Annotated in this window: 19 protein-coding genes; 12 read left to right on the top strand and 7 right to left on the bottom strand. The window is 69.2% G+C overall.

What is annotated here, in order from left to right; translation table 11 throughout:
* The first annotated feature begins 14 nt into the window (after positions 1-14).
* The 4 genes from IE266_RS10180 to IE266_RS10165 all read left to right on the top strand — a co-directional run bounded on the left by IE266_RS10180 (position 15) and on the right by IE266_RS10165 (position 2447).
* Positions 15-665: a DUF1007 family protein gene (locus IE266_RS10180; RefSeq protein WP_189679975.1), complete on the top strand. Its 651-nt coding sequence runs from the start codon at positions 15-17 to the stop codon at positions 663-665.
* Positions 650-1546 (top strand): nickel/cobalt transporter, encoded by an 897-nt coding sequence (locus tag IE266_RS10175; RefSeq protein ID WP_189679974.1) that lies wholly within the window; start codon positions 650-652, stop codon positions 1544-1546. Before IE266_RS10180 ends, IE266_RS10175 begins: the two co-directional genes overlap by 16 nt.
* 70 nt (positions 1547-1616) lie before the next feature.
* Positions 1617-1910 (top strand): DUF1330 domain-containing protein, encoded by a 294-nt coding sequence (locus IE266_RS10170; protein ID WP_189679973.1) that lies wholly within the window; start codon positions 1617-1619, stop codon positions 1908-1910.
* A 42-nt stretch (positions 1911-1952) separates the two neighbouring features.
* Positions 1953-2447 (top strand): tellurite resistance TerB family protein, encoded by a 495-nt coding sequence (locus tag IE266_RS10165; protein ID WP_189679972.1) that lies wholly within the window; start codon positions 1953-1955, stop codon positions 2445-2447.
* On the opposite strand, the gene IE266_RS10160 is transcribed toward IE266_RS10165, so the two are convergent.
* Entirely contained in the window at positions 2425-3150 is a 726-nt protein-coding gene (locus tag IE266_RS10160; protein WP_189679971.1) for an alpha/beta hydrolase, read from the bottom strand. The genes IE266_RS10165 and IE266_RS10160 overlap by 23 nt on opposite strands.
* Positions 3151-3266: 116 nt before the next feature.
* On the opposite strand from IE266_RS10160, the gene IE266_RS10155 reads away from it, so the two are divergent.
* From IE266_RS10155 to hrpB, 3 genes are read left to right on the top strand one after another with little or no spacing between them, the layout of a single operon-like run.
* Complete coding sequence (locus tag IE266_RS10155; protein ID WP_189679970.1) at positions 3267-3701, top strand: tellurite resistance TerB family protein; 435 nt, start codon at positions 3267-3269, stop codon at positions 3699-3701.
* Entirely contained in the window at positions 3698-4435 is a 738-nt protein-coding gene (locus IE266_RS10150) for a phosphate/phosphite/phosphonate ABC transporter substrate-binding protein (protein ID WP_189679969.1), read from the top strand. The genes IE266_RS10155 and IE266_RS10150 overlap by 4 nt, the downstream gene beginning before the upstream one ends.
* Positions 4436-4475: 40 nt before the next feature.
* A complete protein-coding gene (hrpB, locus tag IE266_RS10145; RefSeq protein ID WP_189679968.1) occupies positions 4476-6911 on the top strand; it encodes an ATP-dependent helicase HrpB in 2436 nt (811 codons plus the stop codon).
* A 92-nt stretch (positions 6912-7003) separates the two neighbouring features.
* Here hrpB and argF read toward each other — a convergent pair whose 3' ends face one another.
* Entirely contained in the window at positions 7004-7930 is a 927-nt protein-coding gene (gene argF, locus IE266_RS10140) for an ornithine carbamoyltransferase (RefSeq protein WP_189679967.1), read from the bottom strand.
* A 79-nt stretch (positions 7931-8009) separates the two neighbouring features.
* Positions 8010-9188: an aspartate aminotransferase family protein gene (locus tag IE266_RS10135; protein WP_189679966.1), complete on the bottom strand. Its 1179-nt coding sequence runs from the start codon at positions 9186-9188 to the stop codon at positions 8010-8012.
* A 315-nt stretch (positions 9189-9503) separates the two neighbouring features.
* On the opposite strand from IE266_RS10135, the gene IE266_RS10130 reads away from it, so the two are divergent.
* From IE266_RS10130 to IE266_RS10120, 3 genes are all read left to right on the top strand, one after another.
* The gene (locus tag IE266_RS10130) at positions 9504-10475 is read left to right on the top strand and encodes a DMT family transporter (RefSeq protein WP_189680142.1); all 972 of its coding nucleotides are present in this window, start codon (positions 9504-9506) and stop codon (positions 10473-10475) included.
* A 9-nt stretch (positions 10476-10484) separates the two neighbouring features.
* Positions 10485-11717, top strand: a complete 1233-nt coding sequence (locus IE266_RS10125; RefSeq protein WP_189679965.1) for an MFS transporter — start codon at positions 10485-10487, stop codon at positions 11715-11717.
* Between the two features lie 93 nt (positions 11718-11810).
* Positions 11811-12422 (top strand): GcrA family cell cycle regulator, encoded by a 612-nt coding sequence (locus tag IE266_RS10120; protein WP_189679964.1) that lies wholly within the window; start codon positions 11811-11813, stop codon positions 12420-12422.
* A gap of 137 nt (positions 12423-12559) precedes the next feature.
* Here the strand turns inward: IE266_RS10120 and IE266_RS10115 are convergent, their stop codons facing one another.
* The 4 genes from IE266_RS10115 to IE266_RS10100 all read right to left on the bottom strand — a co-directional run bounded on the left by IE266_RS10115 (position 12560) and on the right by IE266_RS10100 (position 15028).
* The gene (locus tag IE266_RS10115) at positions 12560-12964 is read right to left on the bottom strand and encodes a nuclear transport factor 2 family protein (RefSeq protein WP_229864019.1); all 405 of its coding nucleotides are present in this window, start codon (positions 12962-12964) and stop codon (positions 12560-12562) included.
* Positions 12965-13010: 46 nt separating this feature from the next.
* The gene (locus IE266_RS10110; protein ID WP_189679963.1) at positions 13011-13526 is read right to left on the bottom strand and encodes a YHS domain-containing (seleno)protein; all 516 of its coding nucleotides are present in this window, start codon (positions 13524-13526) and stop codon (positions 13011-13013) included.
* Between the two features lie 129 nt (positions 13527-13655).
* Positions 13656-14447, bottom strand: a complete 792-nt coding sequence (locus IE266_RS10105; RefSeq protein ID WP_189679962.1) for an SseB family protein — start codon at positions 14445-14447, stop codon at positions 13656-13658.
* The gene (locus IE266_RS10100; protein WP_189679961.1) at positions 14444-15028 is read right to left on the bottom strand and encodes a uracil-DNA glycosylase family protein; all 585 of its coding nucleotides are present in this window, start codon (positions 15026-15028) and stop codon (positions 14444-14446) included. Before IE266_RS10100 ends, IE266_RS10105 begins: the two co-directional genes overlap by 4 nt.
* Positions 15029-15247: 219 nt before the next feature.
* Here IE266_RS10100 and IE266_RS10095 point away from each other — a divergent pair, with 219 nt between their 5' ends.
* Positions 15248-15925, top strand: coding sequence for an ABC transporter ATP-binding protein (locus IE266_RS10095; RefSeq protein ID WP_189680140.1), 678 nt, complete (start codon positions 15248-15250; stop codon positions 15923-15925).
* Complete coding sequence (locus tag IE266_RS10090; protein WP_189679960.1) at positions 15903-17624, top strand: KpsE/RkpR family capsule polysaccharide export protein; 1722 nt, start codon at positions 15903-15905, stop codon at positions 17622-17624. The genes IE266_RS10095 and IE266_RS10090 overlap by 23 nt, the downstream gene beginning before the upstream one ends.
* Position 17625 lies beyond the last annotated feature (1 nt).

Here is a 17625-nt window from a genome sequence, read left to right as displayed (position 1 = left end):
ATTAGACATCGCCCATGCGCCACGCTCTCGCCCTTCTCGCCGTTCTCGCCCCGCTGCCCGCGGCGGCCCATCCGCATGTCTTCATCGACACCGGCTTCGAGGTGATCCTCGACGAGACCGGCGCGCTGACCCATGTGCGCACCACCTGGGCTTATGACGAATTCTACACCCTGCTGATCTCGGAAGACCTCAAGATCGACCAGGATTTCGACGGCAAGCTGACCGAGGACGAACAACAGCGCCTGACCGGCTTCGACATGCAGTGGATCGAGGGCTATACCGGCGATCTCGACGCCCGGCTCGACGGCCAGCCGCTGGTGCTCTCCGGCCCGCTCGAGCCGACGGCGGTGATCGAGAACGGGCGGGTCGTCACCACCCACCTGCGCGCGGTCGAGAATGCGCCGGTGCTGGCCGGCAAGCTGCTCTCGCTCAAACCCTATGACCCGACCTTCTACACCGCCTATACCGTGGCCCTGCCGGTCACGCTCAAGGGCGGCGACGCCTGCATGATCGAGGCGATCGAACCCGATATCGACGCGGCGATGGAGGACATGCGCCAGCAACTCCTGCGCCTCGACAAGGACGCCGACCTCGAAGAGAACGGCTTCCCCGAGGTGGGCGAGGAATTTGCCACCGACGTCCGGATCTCATGCCCCGGATCCTGACACTGGCCGCGCTGATCGCGCTGGCCCTGCTCGGCTGGTTCTGGTTCAGCGGCGGGTTTGACGCGCTGGCCTCCTGGGCCGCCTTCGAGCAGCGCGATTTCCAGAACCACATCGCCCGCGCCCTGCGCGCCCTGCGCGGCGGTGAGGCCGGGGCGCTGGCGGTGCTGCTGAGCGCCTGTTTCGCCTATGGCTTCTTCCACGCCGTCGGCCCCGGCCACGGCAAGGTGCTGCTGGGCGGCTACGGGCTGGGGCGCCAGGTGCCCTGGATGCGCCTCGCCGGGATCGGGCTGGCCGCCAGCCTCGGGCAGGCGCTGACCGCGATCCTGCTGGTCTATGCCGGGGTCTGGGTGCTCTCGCTGGGGCGCGAGCACATGATCGGCTTTACCGAGGGCGTGATGGCGCCGGTCTCCTATGCCGCCATCGGCCTGATCGGTCTCTGGCTGGCCTGGCGCGGCCTGCGTCACGCGCGCGGCGGGCACAACCATCACCACCACGATCACGCGCATGACCACGACCATGCCTGCGACCATCGCCACGGCCCGACGCTGGACGAGGTCGCCCGTGCGGGAACCCTGCGCGAGGCGCTGGCGCTGATCGGCGGCATCGCCATCCGCCCCTGTTCGGGCGCGCTCTTCGTGCTGCTCATCACCTGGCAGATGGGCATCGGCCTGGCCGGCATCGCCGGGGCGCTGGTCATGGGCCTCGGCACCGCCACCGTTACAGTCGCCGTCGGCCTCGCCGCGGCGGGGATGCGCGGTGGCCTGCTCGGCGGCCTCGCCGGCTCCCCGCTCGCCGCCCGCGCCGTGCCGCTGATCGAGATCACCGCCGGGCTCTTCGTCACGGCGGTTGCCGGCGGCCTGCTTCTGCGGGTTCTCGCCTAAGTCGCGGACGGGCTTGCCAATTGCGCCGCACGGCGTCACCGTGCCGGCGACCGGAAGAGAGGAGACCGTCATGGCCAAGGGATACTGGGTCGCTCACGTCGACGTGGACAACATGGAGACCTACAAGAAATACATTGCCGCGAATGCCGCGCCCTTCGCCGAATACGGCGCGCGTTTCCTCGTACGCGGCGGCGAACACGAAGTGCGCGAAGGGACGTCGCGCAAGCGCACCGTGGTGATCGAGTTCGACAGCTACGAGAAGGCGCTGGAATGCTACGACAGCGCCGGCTACCAGCACGCCAAGTCGATCCGGCTGCCCGTCTCGACCGGCGATCTGGTCATCGTCAAGGGTTATGACGGCTAAATTCCGCTTGGAGCGGAAAGACTTGGGGGATAGTGTCCAGCCATGCCCAACCTGCTCAAATTCCTCAAGGCATTCCGTCCGCAGCAGCCCACGCCGCTGCCCGATCCGGATGCCGAACTGGCGCTCGGCGCGCTGCTGGTGCGGGTGGCCAAGTCGGACCGCGACTACCAGTTCGAGGAGATCAGCCTGATCGACCGCATCCTGGCGCGGATGTATGGCCATAACGCCATCGAGGCGGCCAAGGTGCGGGCGACCTGCGAAAAGCTTCAGGCGGCGGCGCCCGAGACCGACACCTTCGCCAAGCTGATCCGCGAGGCGACCGGCAACGAGGAGCGCATCGCCGCGCTCGAGGCGCTCTGGGAGGTCGTGCTGGCCGACGGCACCGCCGACGAGGTCGAGGTGCGCATCCTCGAGGACGCGCGCAAGGCCATCGGCCTTTCGGAGGCCGACAGCGACGAGGCCCGCGAAAGGGTGCAGGCGCGCCTGGACAATCCCGCCAGCGCGCCCGCGAAGGTCAGTCGCGCCCCGCGGTCATGATTGCCTTCGCCAACCCCTCGGGGTCGGTGAAGCAGACCTCGTGCCCGCCCGCCGCCTGAACCAGGCGATACAGCCCCAGTTTCTCGGAGAGACGCGGATGCCAGCCCAGGCTCTGCGGCAGCGCGGTGTCCTCGGTGAAGTTGATGTAGGACTTGCCCACCTGCATCTCGGCCGGGTTGGTGGTCAGCCGGATCGGATCGGTGAAGGTCGCATAGGGATGCGGGTTCAGCTGGTCATAGGCGCTCTGCGCCAGCTCCGCATCCGCATCGTTCATGAAGGCCTCGCGCCAGATCGGATAGGGCATCACCACCGAATTGTCGTCGCTCGCCCCGGCGATCTGGTCGAACAGGTCGACGTAATGCGGCGGCACCATCGCGTTGAGGCTCTCGCCGTCGTTCGGCACGAAGGCGTTCCAGTAGACCAGCCGCCGGACCCGCTCGCCGATGCGGTCGGCGACCCCGGTGATGATCATGCCGCCATAGCTGTGCCCGACCAGCACGATGTCCTTCAGGTTCTTGCCGATGATGTAATCGACAATCGACTTGATCGCCGCGCTCAGCCCGGTGCGGCGGTCGTCGCCCGGACCGTTCCCCAGGATCGTCGGCGTATGCACCTCGTGCCCCGCCGCGCGGATCGGCGCCGCGGTGGCTGCCATCAGGTCGCCCGTGTGCCAGGCCCCGTGGACCAATACGTAAGTCGCCATGAACACCTCCTCTTGCTCCGGCTCCTGCGCATCAGCATGGCGCAACCCGGCCCACCACGCAAACGTCACCGTGCGTGAGGCTTGCCTCCCCCGCCCCGCGGCCTATAGCTAGGCGCATGTTCGCCGATTTTCTGCGCCGCCTCACGGCCCCCGCCCCGCTGCCCGAACCCGATGCCCGCCTCGCGCTCGCCGCGCTGCTGGTGCGCATCGCCCGCGCCGACAACCACTACGCCGCCGAGGAGGTCATCCAGATCGACCGCATCCTCGCTACCCGCTACGGTCTCGACACCGCCGGCGCCGCCGGTCTGCGCGGCGAGGCCGAGCGGCTCGAGGCCGAGGCCCCCGACACCGTCCGCTTCACCCGCGCGATCAAGGACGCCGTGCCCTACGACCACCGCGTCGGCGTGATCGAGGCGATGTGGTCCGTGGTGCTCGCCGACGGCGGCCGCGCCGACGAGGAGAACGCGCTGATGCGCCTCGCCGCCAGCCTGCTCGGCGTCAGCGACCCCGACAGCGCCCGCGCGCGCCAGCAAGCGGCGATCAACCGATGATCGTCTGGCTCGGCATGTATGACATGCCCCCGCTGCAGGGGGCCAACGACCGCTTCTGGTCGGCGATCCGCAACCGCCTTGGCGAAGGCCCCGAGGCCCTGCGCCGCGACATCCACACCTGGGATGTCTGGCTCTCGCCCGAGATGCTCTTGTCGCAGACCTGCGGCCTGCCTTTCCGGGCGCGCCTGCATGACAGGGTACAACTGGTCGGAACCCCCGACTACGGCCTGCCCGGCTGCCCGCCCGGCCATTACAACTCGGCCCTGGTGGTGCGCGCCGACGACCCGCGCGCCAGTCTCGCCGAATTCGCCCATGCCCGGCTCGCCTTCAACGACCGCCTCTCGCAATCCGGCTGGGGCGCGCCCTGGGCGCATTTCGCCGCCGCCGATGTGCCGATCGGGCCGCGGCTCGAAACCGGCGGCCATGCCAACTCGGCCGCCGCCGTGGCCGAGGGCCAGGCCGATATCGCCGCGCTCGACGCGCTGACCTGGACGCTGCTGCAGGAACACCGCCCCGAGCTGACCGCATCGCTGCGCGAGATCGAGCGCACCGCGCCCACTCCGGTGCTGCCCTATATCACCGCGCTGCACCGCGACCCCGCCCCCATCGCCGCCGCCATCGCCGGTGCCATCGGGGATCTCTCGCCCGAAGACCGCGCGCTGCTACACCTCAAGGGGCTGGTTCAGATCCCCGCCGCCGACTACATCGCCCTGCCGATCCCGCCCACGCCCTGAGCGGCTGGACGGCGCGCCCGCCTTTGGCGATAAGGCCGCCATGATCCTGCCCATCGACGACGCCCTGCCCGAGCTGCTCTCCGCGCTGAAATCGCGCGGCCGCGCGGTGCTGCAGGCCCCGCCGGGCGCGGGCAAGACCACGCGGGTGCCGCTGGCCATGCTCGACGCCGGTCTGACGCCGGGCCGCATCGTCATGCTGGAACCCCGCCGCCTCGCCGCCCGCGCCGCGGCCGAGCGCATGGCCGAGACGCTGGGCGAGCCGGTGGGCCAGACCGTCGGCTATCGCATCCGGGGCGAGGCGAAGGTGTCGAAATCCACCCGCGTCGAGGTCGTGACCGAGGGCATCCTGACCCGGATGCTGCAATCCGACCCCGACCTGCCGGGCATCGGCGCGGTGATCTTCGACGAATTCCACGAACGCTCGCTGAACGCCGACCTGGGTCTGGCGCTCTGCCTCGAAGTCGCCGGGGCGCTGCGGCCCGAGCTGATCCTGCTTGCCATGTCCGCGACGCTCGACGCCGCGCCGGTGGCTGCGCTGATGGAGGCGCCGCTGGTGACCTCCGAGGGGCGCAGCTTTCCGGTCGAAACCCGCTGGCTCGACCGGCCGGCGGGCGCCGGCAACCGCATTGCCGAGGCGGCGGCGGAGCTGGTCGCAAGGGCCGAGGCCGAAACCCGCGACATCGGCGGCGGCCTGCTGGTCTTCCTGCCGGGCGAGGGCGAGATCCGCCGCGTCGAGACCCTACTTAGGGGGCGCCTGCCCGAGAACTGCATCATCCGCCCGCTGTTCGGCGCCATGCCCTTCGCCGCCCAGCGCGCCGCCATCGAGCCGCAGGCGCAGGGCCGCAAGGTGGTGCTGGCGACCTCGATCGCCGAGACCTCGCTGACGCTGGCCGATATCCGCGTGGTGGTCGACGGCGGGCTGGCCCGGCGCGCCCGTTTCGATCCCGGCTCGGGGATGTCGCGGCTCGTCACCGAACGGGTGACGCGGGCCGAGGCCACCCAACGGCAGGGCCGCGCGGGGCGGGTTTCGACCGGCATCTGCTACCGCCTCTGGACGCGGGGCGAGGAAGGCGCGCTGGCCGCCTTCCCCCCGGCCGAGATCGAGGTGGCTGACCTCGCGGGCCTTGCCCTCGAACTGGCGCTCTGGGGCGCGGGGGCCGCTGACCTGCCCTTCCTGACCCAGCCCAGCGCCCCGGCGCTGGCCGAGGCGCAGGCGCTGCTGGCCCAACTTGGCGCGCTCGACGATGCCGGGCGCATCACGCCGCATGGCCGCGCGCTGGCGGCGCTGCCGCTGCACCCGCGGCTGGGCCACATGCTGATGCTGGCGGGGCCTGATGCCGCGCCGCTTGCCGCGCTGATCGCCGAGCGCGACCCGCTGCGCGGCGCGGGCACCGAGGTGAAGGCGCGCCTTGCCGCCCTGCGCGACCCCAAGCGCGCGCCGCCCGAGGCGCGCGGCGCGCTGGAACGCATCCGCGCCGAAGTCAAACGCCTGGAACGCCAGGCCGGCCCCGCCCCCACCGAACCGCTGAGTCCCGGCGCGATGGCCGCGCTCGCCTTTCCCGACCGCATCGGCCAGCGCCGCAAAGGCGGGCCGGCGCGCTATGTGCTCTCGGGCGGCAAGGGCGCGGTGCTGCCGGATGCCGATGCGCTGGCCGGGGCGCCCTGGATTGTCGCGCTGGATACCGACGGCAACCCGCGCGAGGCGCAGGTGCGGCTGGCCGCGCCGATCACGCTGGACGAGATCCGCGCGCTGTTTTCCGACCGCATCGCCTGGGTCGAGTCCTGCGAATGGTCGCGCCGCGATGCCCGCGTGCTGGCCCGCCGCCAGGAACGCCTCGGCGCGCTGGTGCTGGAGGACAAGGCCTGGCCCGAAGCCCCGCCCGAGGCGACGGGTCGCGCCATGCTCGACGGTATCCGCCAGCTGGGCCTGAGCCTCGACGGTGCCGCCGAACGGCTCGCCGCGCGGGTCGAACTGCTGCGCGCCACGGGTGTGGACCTGCCGGACATGAGCGTTGCAGGGCTGATGGAGACGCTGGAGGACTGGCTGCTGCCGATGCTCGGGCCGGTGCGCAGCGCCGAGGACTGGAAGCGCTTCAATCTCTTCCCCGCGCTCGACGCCCGGCTCGACTGGGGCCAGCGCCAGCTGCTCGACCGCGAGGTGCCGGCGAAGTTCACCACCCCGCTCGGGCGCGAGGTGGCCATCGACTATACGCCCGAAGGCCCGGAACTTTCGCTCAGACTGCAGGAACTCTTCGGCGTGACCGAGCATCCGCGCGCCGGAGGGCGGCCGATCCGCCTCACCCTGCTCTCCCCGGCGCAGCGCCCGATCCAGGTGACCCAGGACCTGCCGGGCTTCTGGACCGGTTCCTACGCCGACGTGCGCAAGGACATGCGCGCAAGCTATCCCAAGCACCCCTGGCCCGAGGACCCGACCACCGCCGAGGCGACGCTGCGGGCCAAGCCGCGCAAGGGTTGAAACGCGTCCCGGAAATCACTCCCAGCGTTTTATCAATGGAGTCAATAACTTGACCCCCGTCCTAGCTGGGACACCTGTTCAGGGGGCCGAAATCAGACCCCGAGACAGTAGCGCATGATCGCCTTCTGGGCGTGCAGCCGGTTCTCGGCCTCGTCGAAGATCACCGAATGCGGCCCGTCCATCACCGCGCTGGTCGCCTCGTCATCGCGATGCGCCGGCAGGCAGTGCATGAACAGCGAGTCGGGCTTGGCATGGCCCATCAACGCGTCGTTGACCTGGTAGCCGCGCAGCTGGTTGTGCCGCCGCTCGCGCGCCGATTGCGGGTCATGCATCGAGACCCAGGTATCGGTCACCACCAGGTCGGCGCCCTCGACCGCCTTGGCCGGGTCCCGCTCGATGGTGATCGGGTGGCCCTTCCGGGCGGCGAAGTCGAGCCAGGCGGACTCGGGGTCGAGCGTCTCGGGCCCGGTGAAGGTGAGGTCGAAGCCGAACTGCCCGGCGGCATGGGCGAAGCTGGCAAAGACGTTGTTGCCGTCGCCCGACCAGACCACCTTCTTTCCGGCGATCGGCCCGCGGTGCTCCTCGAAGGTCATCACGTCGGCCATGATCTGGCAGGGGTGGGTGCGGTTGGTCAGCCCGTTGATGACCGGCACAGTGGCATGTTCCGCCATCTCCAGCAGGGTCGCCTCTTCGAAGGTGCGGATCATGATGAGGTCGACATAGCGGCTGAGCACGCGCGCGGTATCGGCGATGGTCTCGCCATGGCCGAGTTGCATCTCGTCGCCCTTCAGCACGAGGCTCTGTCCACCCATCTGGTGGACGCCGACCTCGAAGGAGACGCGGGTCCGGGTCGAGGGTTTCTCGAAGATCAGCGCGACCATGTGGTCTTTCAGCGGTTGGTCGTCGTCGCGCGCGCCCTTGGGCCGCCCGGCCCGCGCGCGCTTCATCGCGCCGGCCTCGTCGATGATCCGCCGCAGGTCGGCGGCGTCGGTCTTGTGGATGTCGAGAAAGTGGTTCATGGCGTTCGGCTTTTTCTTGCGGGACGCCGGGGACATCCTGTCCCCGGACCCCATGGGAGTATTTGGAAAGAGAAGAAGATCAGGCGGCCTCGACCTGGCGTGCGGCGGCGTCCAGACGGTTGATGGCCTCGTCGATCTCGGCGTCGGTGATGGTCAGCGGCGGCAGCAGGCGGATCACGTTGTCGGCCGCCGGCACGGTGATGACGAGGTTGTCATAGCCGGCCTTCACCACGTCGGCGTTCACCGCCTTGCACTTGAGGCCCAGAATCAGGCCCGCGCCGCGCACCTCCTCGAAGACCGCCGCATGCGAGGCAACCAGCGACTCCAGGCTCTGGCGCATCTTGCCGGCCTTGCGGTTGACCTCGTCGAGGAAGCCCGGCGCGGTGATCGCGTCCATCACCGCGCAGCCCACCGCGCAGCCGAGCGGGTTGCCGCCGTAGGTGGAGCCATGGGTGCCGGCGGTCATGCCCCCGGCGGCCTTTTCGGTGGCCAGCACGGCGCCCAGCGGGAAGCCGCCGCCGATACCCTTGGCGACCATCATGATGTCGGGCTCGATCCCCGCCCATTCATGGGCGAAGAGCCTACCGGTGCGGCCCATGCCGCACTGCACCTCGTCGAGGATCAGCAAGAGCCCGTGCTGGTCGCAGAGGTCGCGCAGGCCCTTCAGGCATTGGTCGGGCAGCGGGCGGATGCCGCCCTCGCCCTGCACCGGCTCGACCAGGATCGCGCCCGCGGTGGGCGAGGCGGCGGCCTGCTTGAGGGCGTCGTGATCGCCCCAGGGCAGGTGCACGAAGCCCGGAAGCAGCGGGCCGAAGCCCTTGGTCATCTTTTCGCTGCCGGCCGCGGCGATGCCTGCCGAGGAGCGGCCGTGGAAGGCACCGTCGAAGGTGAGGATGTCGGTGCGTTCAGGCGCACCCTTCTCGTACCAGTATTTCCGCGCCATCTTGACGGCGAGCTCGCAGGCTTCGGTGCCCGAGTTGGTGAAGAACACCGTGTCGGCGAAGGTATGTTCGACCAGCCGGTCGGCCAGCGCCTCCTGCTGCGGGATGTGGTAGAGGTTCGACGTGTGCCACACCGCGTTCGCCTGCTCGGTCAGCGCCTTGACCAGCGCCGGGTTGGCATGACCCAGCGCATTGACCGCGATGCCCGCGCCGAGGTCGAGGAAGCGTCGGCCATCCGCCTCGATCAGCCAGGAGCCTTCGCCCTTCACGAAGGCGAGCGGCGCACGGTTGTAGGTCGGCAGGACGGAAGCGATCATGGGATCATCCTTCTTGGAATGTTGAGCCTTCATGGTTGCCCCATGAACGGCCATTGCGTCAACGATCTGGAAGAGGTTTGCGCCTTTGGCAAGGCATGACCGGCCGCAATAGCGGCGCGAGGCTGGATCAGCGTCGGCGTCGGAGGACGCGGGAGGCGGAGAGCGTGGTCATGGCGTGGCTATACGCCCTCGCGCCGGGCTTGCATAGGGGGATTTGCGCGCTGCGCGGCGACGATGCTGCCGCGACACAGGACCCGCGCCCGGCCCTGGGCGCAATACGCTTGCGCCCGCCCGGCAAAGCGATATCGCTTGCGCATGTTTACTCCGAAGACCCACAACCCCGCGCTGGCGGCGGCGCTGATCCTGCTGGCCTCGGCTTTCATCGCGGCGACGACGCTGCTGGCCAAGGCGCTGAGCACCGGCGCCCTGGGGGCACCGCTGCATCCGCTGCAGATCAGCCACGCGCGCTTCGTCTTCGCCTTCGCGCTTTTCGCGGGGGGCGCGATGGTCCTGCGGCCCCGGATCACACGGCCGCATTGGGGGCTGCACCTGGGCCGGACGCTCTGCGGCTGGGGCGGTGTCTCGCTCATGTTCGCCGCCGTGGCACATATCGCCATGGGCGACGCCACAGCCATCAGCTTCCTGAACCCGGTCTTCGCCATGATGCTGGCGATCCCGCTGCTGGGCGAGAAGGTCGGCCGGGTGCGCTGGAGCGCCGCCGCCATCGCGATCACCGGCATGGTGATCCTGCTGCGCCCGACGCCCGAGAGCTTCCAGCCCGCGGCACTGCTGGCGCTGGCGGCGGCGGCGTCGATGGGAATGGAGCTGATCTTCATCAAGAAGCTGACCCGGCGCGAGGGGTTGTTCCAGATCCTGCTGGTGAACAACCTTCTCGGGGTCTGCATCGCCAGCGCCGCCGTCCTGCCGGTCTGGCAGATGCCCGAGCCAGGGCAATGGCCGGCACTGGCGGCTATCGGGATCCTGATGGCCTGCGCACAGATCGCCTTCGTCAACGGCATGGCGCGGGCGGATGCGAGCTTTGTCGCGCCCTTCAGCTATGCCACGCTGCTCTTCGCGGCGCTCTATGACTTCGCCGTTTTCGACGTGGTGCCGGATGCCGTGTCGATCCTTGGCGCGGTAGTGATCCTTGCGGGTGCGCTGCTGCTTGCCCTGCGCGAGGGACGCGCCCAGTCTTCCCCGCCGGTTCCGGCACAAACGCGCCCGGAAGCTGTCGCAAACGGCGCGGACAAGGCCGCGGGGGATGGCCCAGGGTCAGGCCAGCACTGAAGGCCCGACATGCACGAACGCCGACTCCCCGAATGGCTGCGCCATCCTCCGACCCCTGACATCAAGGGTTTCGCCATCCTCGCAGGCCTGGAGGCGGTAACGCGGGGCATCCTGCTCTCGGTCTTTCCGCTGGTGATGTACCAGGCGCTCGGCCAGGCCAGCCTGGTTTCGGCGGTCTATTTCATCGTCGGGTTCGTCTCGCTGACGGCAGGGCTGATGGTGCCCTGGCTGATCCGCTTCGTGCCGCGCCGCTGGGTCTATACCACGGGGGCGCTGTTCTACGTGCTGGGCGCGACCCTGGCCATCGAGGGCGGCCAATACGGGGCGGTCGGCGCGCTGGCGGCGAATACGGTCGGCACCGTCTCGACCTTCGTCTGCTTCAACGCCTATGTGCTCGACCACATCTCGCGGGTGCGGCTGGGCAAGATGGAGACCAGCCGGATGTTCTACAGCGCCATCGGCTGGACCTTCGGACCGATCTCGGGGGTCACGCTGCACGCCTGGTGGGCGCCGGCGCCCTTCCTGCTGTCGGCCAGCGCGGCGATGGTGATGCTGGCGGTCTTCTGGTATCTGCGCCTGGGCAACGGCAAGCTCATCACCCGCGCCAGCGCGCCGCCGCCCAACCCGCTGGCCTTCCTCGGCCGTTTCTTCCGCCAGCCGCGGCTGGTGGCAGGCTGGCTCTTCGCGGTGATCCGCTCCTGCGGGTGGTGGATCTACATCGTCTACCTGCCGATCTATGCCATCGAGTCCGGGCTAAGCCCCAAGCTCGGCGGCTGGGCGGCCTCCTTCACCAATGCCGCGCTCTTCGCCGCGCCGCTGATGCTGATCTGGGTGCGCCGCCGGCCGCTGCGGCAGGCGGTGCTGACCGGCTTCGGCGTGACCGGCGGCCTGTTCCTGGCAGCGACGCTGATGGCCGGCTATCCGCCGGTCACGGTGGGGCTGCTGATGACCGCTTCGGTCTTCCTGATCCTGCTCGACATCTGCGGCGGCCTGCCCTTCCTGATGGCGGTGAAGCCCTCGGAGCGCACCGAGATGTCGGCGATCTATTCGAGCTTCCGTGACGTCTCGGGCATCCTGACGCCGGGCATCGCCTGGGTGGTTCTGCTGGCGGCGCCCGTTTCGGGCGTCTTCGCCGCCGGCGGCGTGGCCATGTTCATCGCCTTCGCCATCGCCACCCGGCTGCATCCCCGGCTTGGCCAGGAACGCATTCCCGCCATGCGGGCGGCGCAAGATGCCTTGTAAGTCGCCCGCCAGTGGCTAGAATAGGGCGCTGATACCTAATTCGGAGCAGAAGGGGGCGGTCATGGGGCCGCCTTCGGGTTGGAAAGGCAAGGCATGTCCTGGACTGACGAGCGCGTGGAACTCTTGAAGAAAATGTGGAGTGACGGCCAGTCCGCCAGCCAGATCGCCAAGGAACTGGGCGGCGTCACGCGCAACGCCGTCATCGGCAAGGTGCACCGCCTGGGCCTGTCGAACCGCACCAACGGCGCGCCCGTGCCGCCGGCGAAGACCGAAGAGGTCAAGGAAAAGCCCGCGGCGGCCGCCGCACCCAAGGCCGAGGCCAAGCCCCGTCCCGCGACCCCGCCAAAGGCGGAAACCCCGCGCCCCGCGCCCGCCCAGCCGGCACCGCAGGCCGCACCCGAGACCAAGTCGGCGGTGCCCGCCCGGCGTCAGATCATCCCGGCCGGACAGCCGCTGCCGCCGCAGCCCTCGGCGAACGAGATCAGCCCGGAGGCGCTGGCCAAGGTGAACGAGATCGAGAAGCGGGCCAAGCGGCTCAGCCTGATGGAACTGACCGAGCGCACCTGCAAGTGGCCGGTCGGCGACCCGGCAACGCCCGATTTCTGGTTCTGCGGCCTGCCGGTCCAGGCCGGCAAGCCCTATTGCGACGCCCATGTCGGCGTTGCCTTCCAGCCGATGAGCGCGCGCCGCGACCGCAAGCGCTGAACGCCAGAGGGATTGCGCCGCGCGTTCCGCGCGTCGCCAGACGCGGTGGGCTGCGCCCACCGCGTCTTTTTTTTGAGTATTTGGAAAGAAGAGAAGCAGGGGCGTGCGGCGCAGCCCCGGAAGGGGCGCAAGCCGGATCAGCGCGAGGGCGGCGCGCCGAAAAAGCCCACGATCTCATCCAGACGGCCGTCTTGGGCGAGCCTGCCGAAGTCGACCCCCTCGGCCGCCACCGCGCCTTCCGGCGTCACCATGCGGCAGCAGAAATGCGCCCGTCCGTGATGCGTGCTGGCGCCGCTGGTCAGTTCGATCCGCGCGCCGGGCATCCGGGCGTGGAACTGGCCGATGTGATCGGCCAGGCCCTGCCGCCCCTGCACGTCGGCGCCGGGGTCCAGATAGTGGCCGGCATCGCTCCAGCAGGTTTCGAGCAGGGCAAGGCGCCTGTCGGCGTCTGCTTCGAGCCAGGCGGCGCCATAGGCCGCGATCACCTCGTCGACCGGGATCGCCATCTGGCTGGTCTTCTCGCGAACGTTGGGTCGGGGCACCCTAGCCGCCCCGCCCCCTTCGATCCACCCTGTTGGCGGCTGCCTCCTATTTCACCGGCGCCGCCGAGGTGAACTCGGGGATCGGGTTGGCCGAGGCCTTGCCGGCTTCGATGCCCGGCCAGTTGCCCTCGGCCAGGGAGATATTGCCGGGGATGTCCTCTTCCCAGAAGCCGACCACGTTCCGGGTGATGTTGAGATAGAGCTTGTCGTCGACGATCCGCCAAAGCGCCGGGTTGCCCGGCACCTTGCCGCCCTTGGACACGCCATAGGCACAGTGCCCGTCGTATTGCGGGGCAAAGCGCGCCGGGTCGGCGAGGAAGGCCGCCCGGTTCTCGGGTGTCGCGAAGGCGAAGGTCGCGCCGTTCCATTCGGCGGTGATATCGGCGCGCCCTGGCACCGGCGCAGGCTGGTCGCTGCCGACCGGGGCCTGTACCAGCGTGCGGTAGGCCACGACATCATAACCCGAGACGGCGAAGCCGGTCCTGTCAACATATTGCTCGCCGGCGAGTGCCGGTGACGCGAGGGCGAGGGCTGCGGCAAGCGCCAGCGCGAGCGGTTTCATGGCGGGATACTCCTCCTGATGCGGTCACGGCGGAAGGCCATGCGCCCGCATCAGGATAGCGACCGGCGGCGCGCCGCGAAGGGGGCCTCGCAGAGCTGTGACGGCCGGACAGCCGGCGTGAGCTTTGTTTCAGCGCAGGATCGGCGGGCGCGCAGGATCGCTGCCGGGCGCGGCGCGCAACACCTCGGCCCGCGCCGGTTCGGGCAGGTCGAAGCGCAGGCCCGCCCGCTCGAGCCGGGCGGCCATCGGGTCGCTGTCGGCGAAGAAGGCGACGTCGAGCGCCCCGGCCTCGATGCCGGAGAAGGTCAACGCCTCGGCCACCGCCTGAGCCAGGGCCGGCTCGGCCCCCGGCGCCGCCGCGGTGAAGGCCAGCAGGTGGCCGCGCCCGCCGCCGGCATAGGTTACCGCCACCAGATGGGCCGCGCGGGCCAGTCCGGCGGCGGCGGCGAGCTTGGTGTCGAGCGCGCCGAGCAGCGCCTCGGGCAGGCCCGCGGGCGGAGCCACCTCCTCGATCTGCGCCTCGGTCTCGGTCGGCGTATCGGCCAGCGTCTCGACCAGCCAGGCCACCGCCTCGGCGGGCAGCAGGATCGACGAGGGCGCCACCTCGAGGTTCAGCCCCAGCCCCAGCCCCTGCGCCGCCAGCAACCGCGCCAGCGCCCGCCCCGAGAGGCTGGCATAAGGCACCACCTGACCGCCGGAAAAAGCCGAGAGCCGCTCTTCCCGGTCGAAGGCCAGCACGAAGCGGCCGTCGGAGAGGTCGAAGATCTCGGGGATCAGCGCATCGCCGTCCGATTCCTCGGCCAGCATCAGGAACAGCTCGCCATCGGCCAGGCGCTCGTAGAAGCGCAGCCGCGCGGCACCGTCCTCGGGGGCGGCCTCCATCGCCGCATGGGCGGCGTCGAGCAGGGTTTCTTCGGTCATTCCAGCACCTCGCGGACCCGCGCCCGCAGCACCGGCAGCAGATCGGTTTCGAACCAGGGATTCTTGCGGATCCATGCGGTATTGCGCCAGGACGGATGGGGCAAGGGAAAGATCGCCGGCGCATGGTCGCGCCAGCCCGCCACCGTCCCGGTGACCGAGCCCTGCCGGCCGAGATGCCAGCGGTGCGCATGGCCGCCCACCAGCACCGTCAGCGGCATCGCGCCCAGCGCCGCCATCACCTCGCCGTGCCAGGTCTGCGCGCAGAGCGGCGGCGGCGGCAGGTCGGACCCCTTGGCATCGTAGCCCGGAAAGCAGAAGGCCATCGGCACGATGGCGACGCGGTCGCGGTCGTAGAAGACCTCCTCGCCTACCCCGAGCCAGTCGCGCAGCCGATCGCCCGAGGGGTCGGTGAAGGGCCGCCCGGACTCGTGCACCCTCGCCCCCGGTGCCTGCCCGGCGATCAGCAGCCGCGCGCCGGGGCGGAACCAGGCCACTGGCCGGGGCGTGTGCGCCGTTGCCGTCGCGGCGAAGCGCGGCGCGCAGAGGCGGCAGGCGCGGATGCGGTCGGCGAGGTCGGTCAAGGAAGCTCCATCGGGTTTTCGGGCAGCGGCGATACTGGGCGGTGACGCGGCCTGCGTCAAACCGGTGCCACGGCAAGGGCTTGGACAATTGTTTCGCCATCGGACATAATCTCGCCCAACTTGGTTTCTAGGTAGAGTAAACGACCTATTAACCTTCTCTTGCTAGGCAGGGTGAGTGCAGGAACGACAGCCATGCTTGGATTGCCCGCGTCACGTCATATGCCCAGCGTCGTGCCGGGCCTCGAATTCTCGAACGTCAGCAAGTCGTTCTGGACCGGCACCCAGCGCAAGGTGATCCTGGACCAGGTCAGCTTCCGCGTCGACCTCGGTCACAGCTTCGGCATCCTGGCGCCCAATGGCACCGGCAAGACCACGCTCATCAACATGATGGCCGGACTGGAGAAGCCCGACGAGGGCGAGATCCGGCGCATGTGCAACATCTCCTTCCCGCTCGGGTTCATGGGCGGCGTGATCTCCAAGGTCTCGGCGATGGAGAACTGCCGCTATATCGCCAAGATCTACGGCCTCGACCCCGATTACATCGAAAGCTATTGCCGCTGGCTCTGCGGCCTCGGCGAATATTTCGATCAGCCGGTCGGCACCTATTCGGCGGGGATGCGCGCAAGGTTCGCCTTCTCGTTGATGCTTGCGCTCGAATTCGACATCTACCTGATCGACGAGGGGATGCCGGGAACCACCGACGTGGAATTCAACAAGAAGGCCGGCGCGATCCTGCGGGAACGGTTGGAAACCACGACCATCATCATGGTGTCGCACCAGGCCCGCACCCTGGAAAAATTTGTGCGCTCGGCGGCCGTATTGCTGCAAGGTCAGCTATACATGTTCGACACCTTGGAAGAAGCGAAGCAGCTCTATGACTACGAAACCCAAGGCTAGGAAATTCCGCATCCGGCGCACCTCGCTTCTGGGGTCGGCAGCCGTGGCGGATGACCATGCCACGGAGGAGGAAGAGCTCGACCGGCAGGAGGAGCCGGCCGTTGCGCGGGCGGTGCCCGGGCCGGATGCCGGCGCGCCGGTGGACGAGGAGGCCGCGCCGCCGGAAGCCGCGCACGACGGCCAGGTCGGATCTGCCGCCGAGGCCGCTGCCGATACCGATATCGAGGCGATCCGCCGCGAGGGGCTGACCGGGCGGCAGCTGCGGATGGCCCGCCGGGTGGCGCAGAAGCACAACCTGCCTGCCACCTCGGATTTCGACGCCGTGCGCCTGCTGCGCGAACAGGGGATCGACCCTTTCGCGCGGGCCAACATGCTGGAACTGGTGGTGCCGCAATCCGGGACCGAGCTCGCCGATGGCGCGCCCGACGCCTTTGCTGCGGTTTCGGCGGCGGCCGCTGCCGGGCAGATGCAGGCGGCGCAACAGGGCGCGGCGCGGCAGCCGATCCCGCATACCACCTATTCGCCGGCCCCCGAGCTGACCCCGGCGCAGCGGCGCGAGCGGGACATCGGCGCAATCCAGCGCGACATCATGCTGCGGCGGCGCAAGCGGCTGATGCTGCTGCTGACGCGGCTGGCCTTCTTCGTGCTGCTACCGACGGTGATCTGCGGCTGGTTCTTCTACAAGGTCGCGACGCCGATGTATTCGTCGAAGTCCGAGTTCCTGATCCTGCAAGCCGACAACGTCGGCGGCAGCGGCCTGGGCGGCCTGCTCTCGGGCACCCAGTTCGCCACCAGCCAGGACTCGATCGCGACGCAATCCTACCTGCAATCCAAGGACGCGATGCTTCGGCTCGATTCCGACGTCGGCTTCAAGTCGCATTTCAGCCAGGACTGGATCGACCCGATCCAGCGCCTTGCCCCCGACGCCAGCAACGAAGAGGCATACCGCACCTATTCGCGCAACGTGAAGATCGGCTATGACCCAACCGAAGGCGTGATCCGCATGGAGGTCGCTGCCGCCGACCCCGAGGTTGCGCGCGAGTTCTCGGACAAGCTGATTTCCTACGCCGAACAGCGCATCAACCACCTCTCCGAGCAGAAGCGCGCCGACCAGATGCGCGACGCCAAGACCGGCTTTGCCGAGGCCGAAGAGGCCCGCCGCCAGGCCCAGGCGGCGCTGGTAAACCTGCAGCAGCAGGGCGCCCTGCTCGACCCCGAGGCGCTGATCAGCACGTTGCGCGGGCAGATCAACAATGTCGAACTCCAGCTCCAGGACAAGGAACTGCAACTGGCCGCGCTGCTCGACAACGCCCGGCCGAACCAGGCCCGCGTCGATGGCGCACAGGCCGATGTCGACCGGTTGCGCAAACTGCTCGACGGGCTGAATGCAAAGATGATCGACGCCTCGAAGGGCGAGAATTCGCTGGCCGAGCTCAGCGCGCGGATCGAGATGGCCCGCGCCGACCTTACCACCCGCAACCTGATGCTGGAATCCGCGCTGCAGCAGGTCGAACAGACCCGGATGGAGGCCAACCGTCAGGTGCGCTACCTGACCACCTCGGTGCAGCCGGTGGCCAGCCAGGAGGCCAGCTATCCGCGCAAGTTCGAGAATACGATCTTGGCCTTCCTTATCTTTTCGGGCATCTACCTTATGTTGTCGCTGACGGCTTCGATCCTTCGCGAACAGGTGACCTCTTAGA

Origin of the sequence: Seohaeicola zhoushanensis, assembly GCF_014656415.1 — a bacterium.
GTDB classification, from domain to species: domain Bacteria; phylum Pseudomonadota; class Alphaproteobacteria; order Rhodobacterales; family Rhodobacteraceae; genus Seohaeicola_A; species Seohaeicola_A zhoushanensis.
This window is presented reverse-complemented; position numbering and strand designations above follow the sequence as displayed.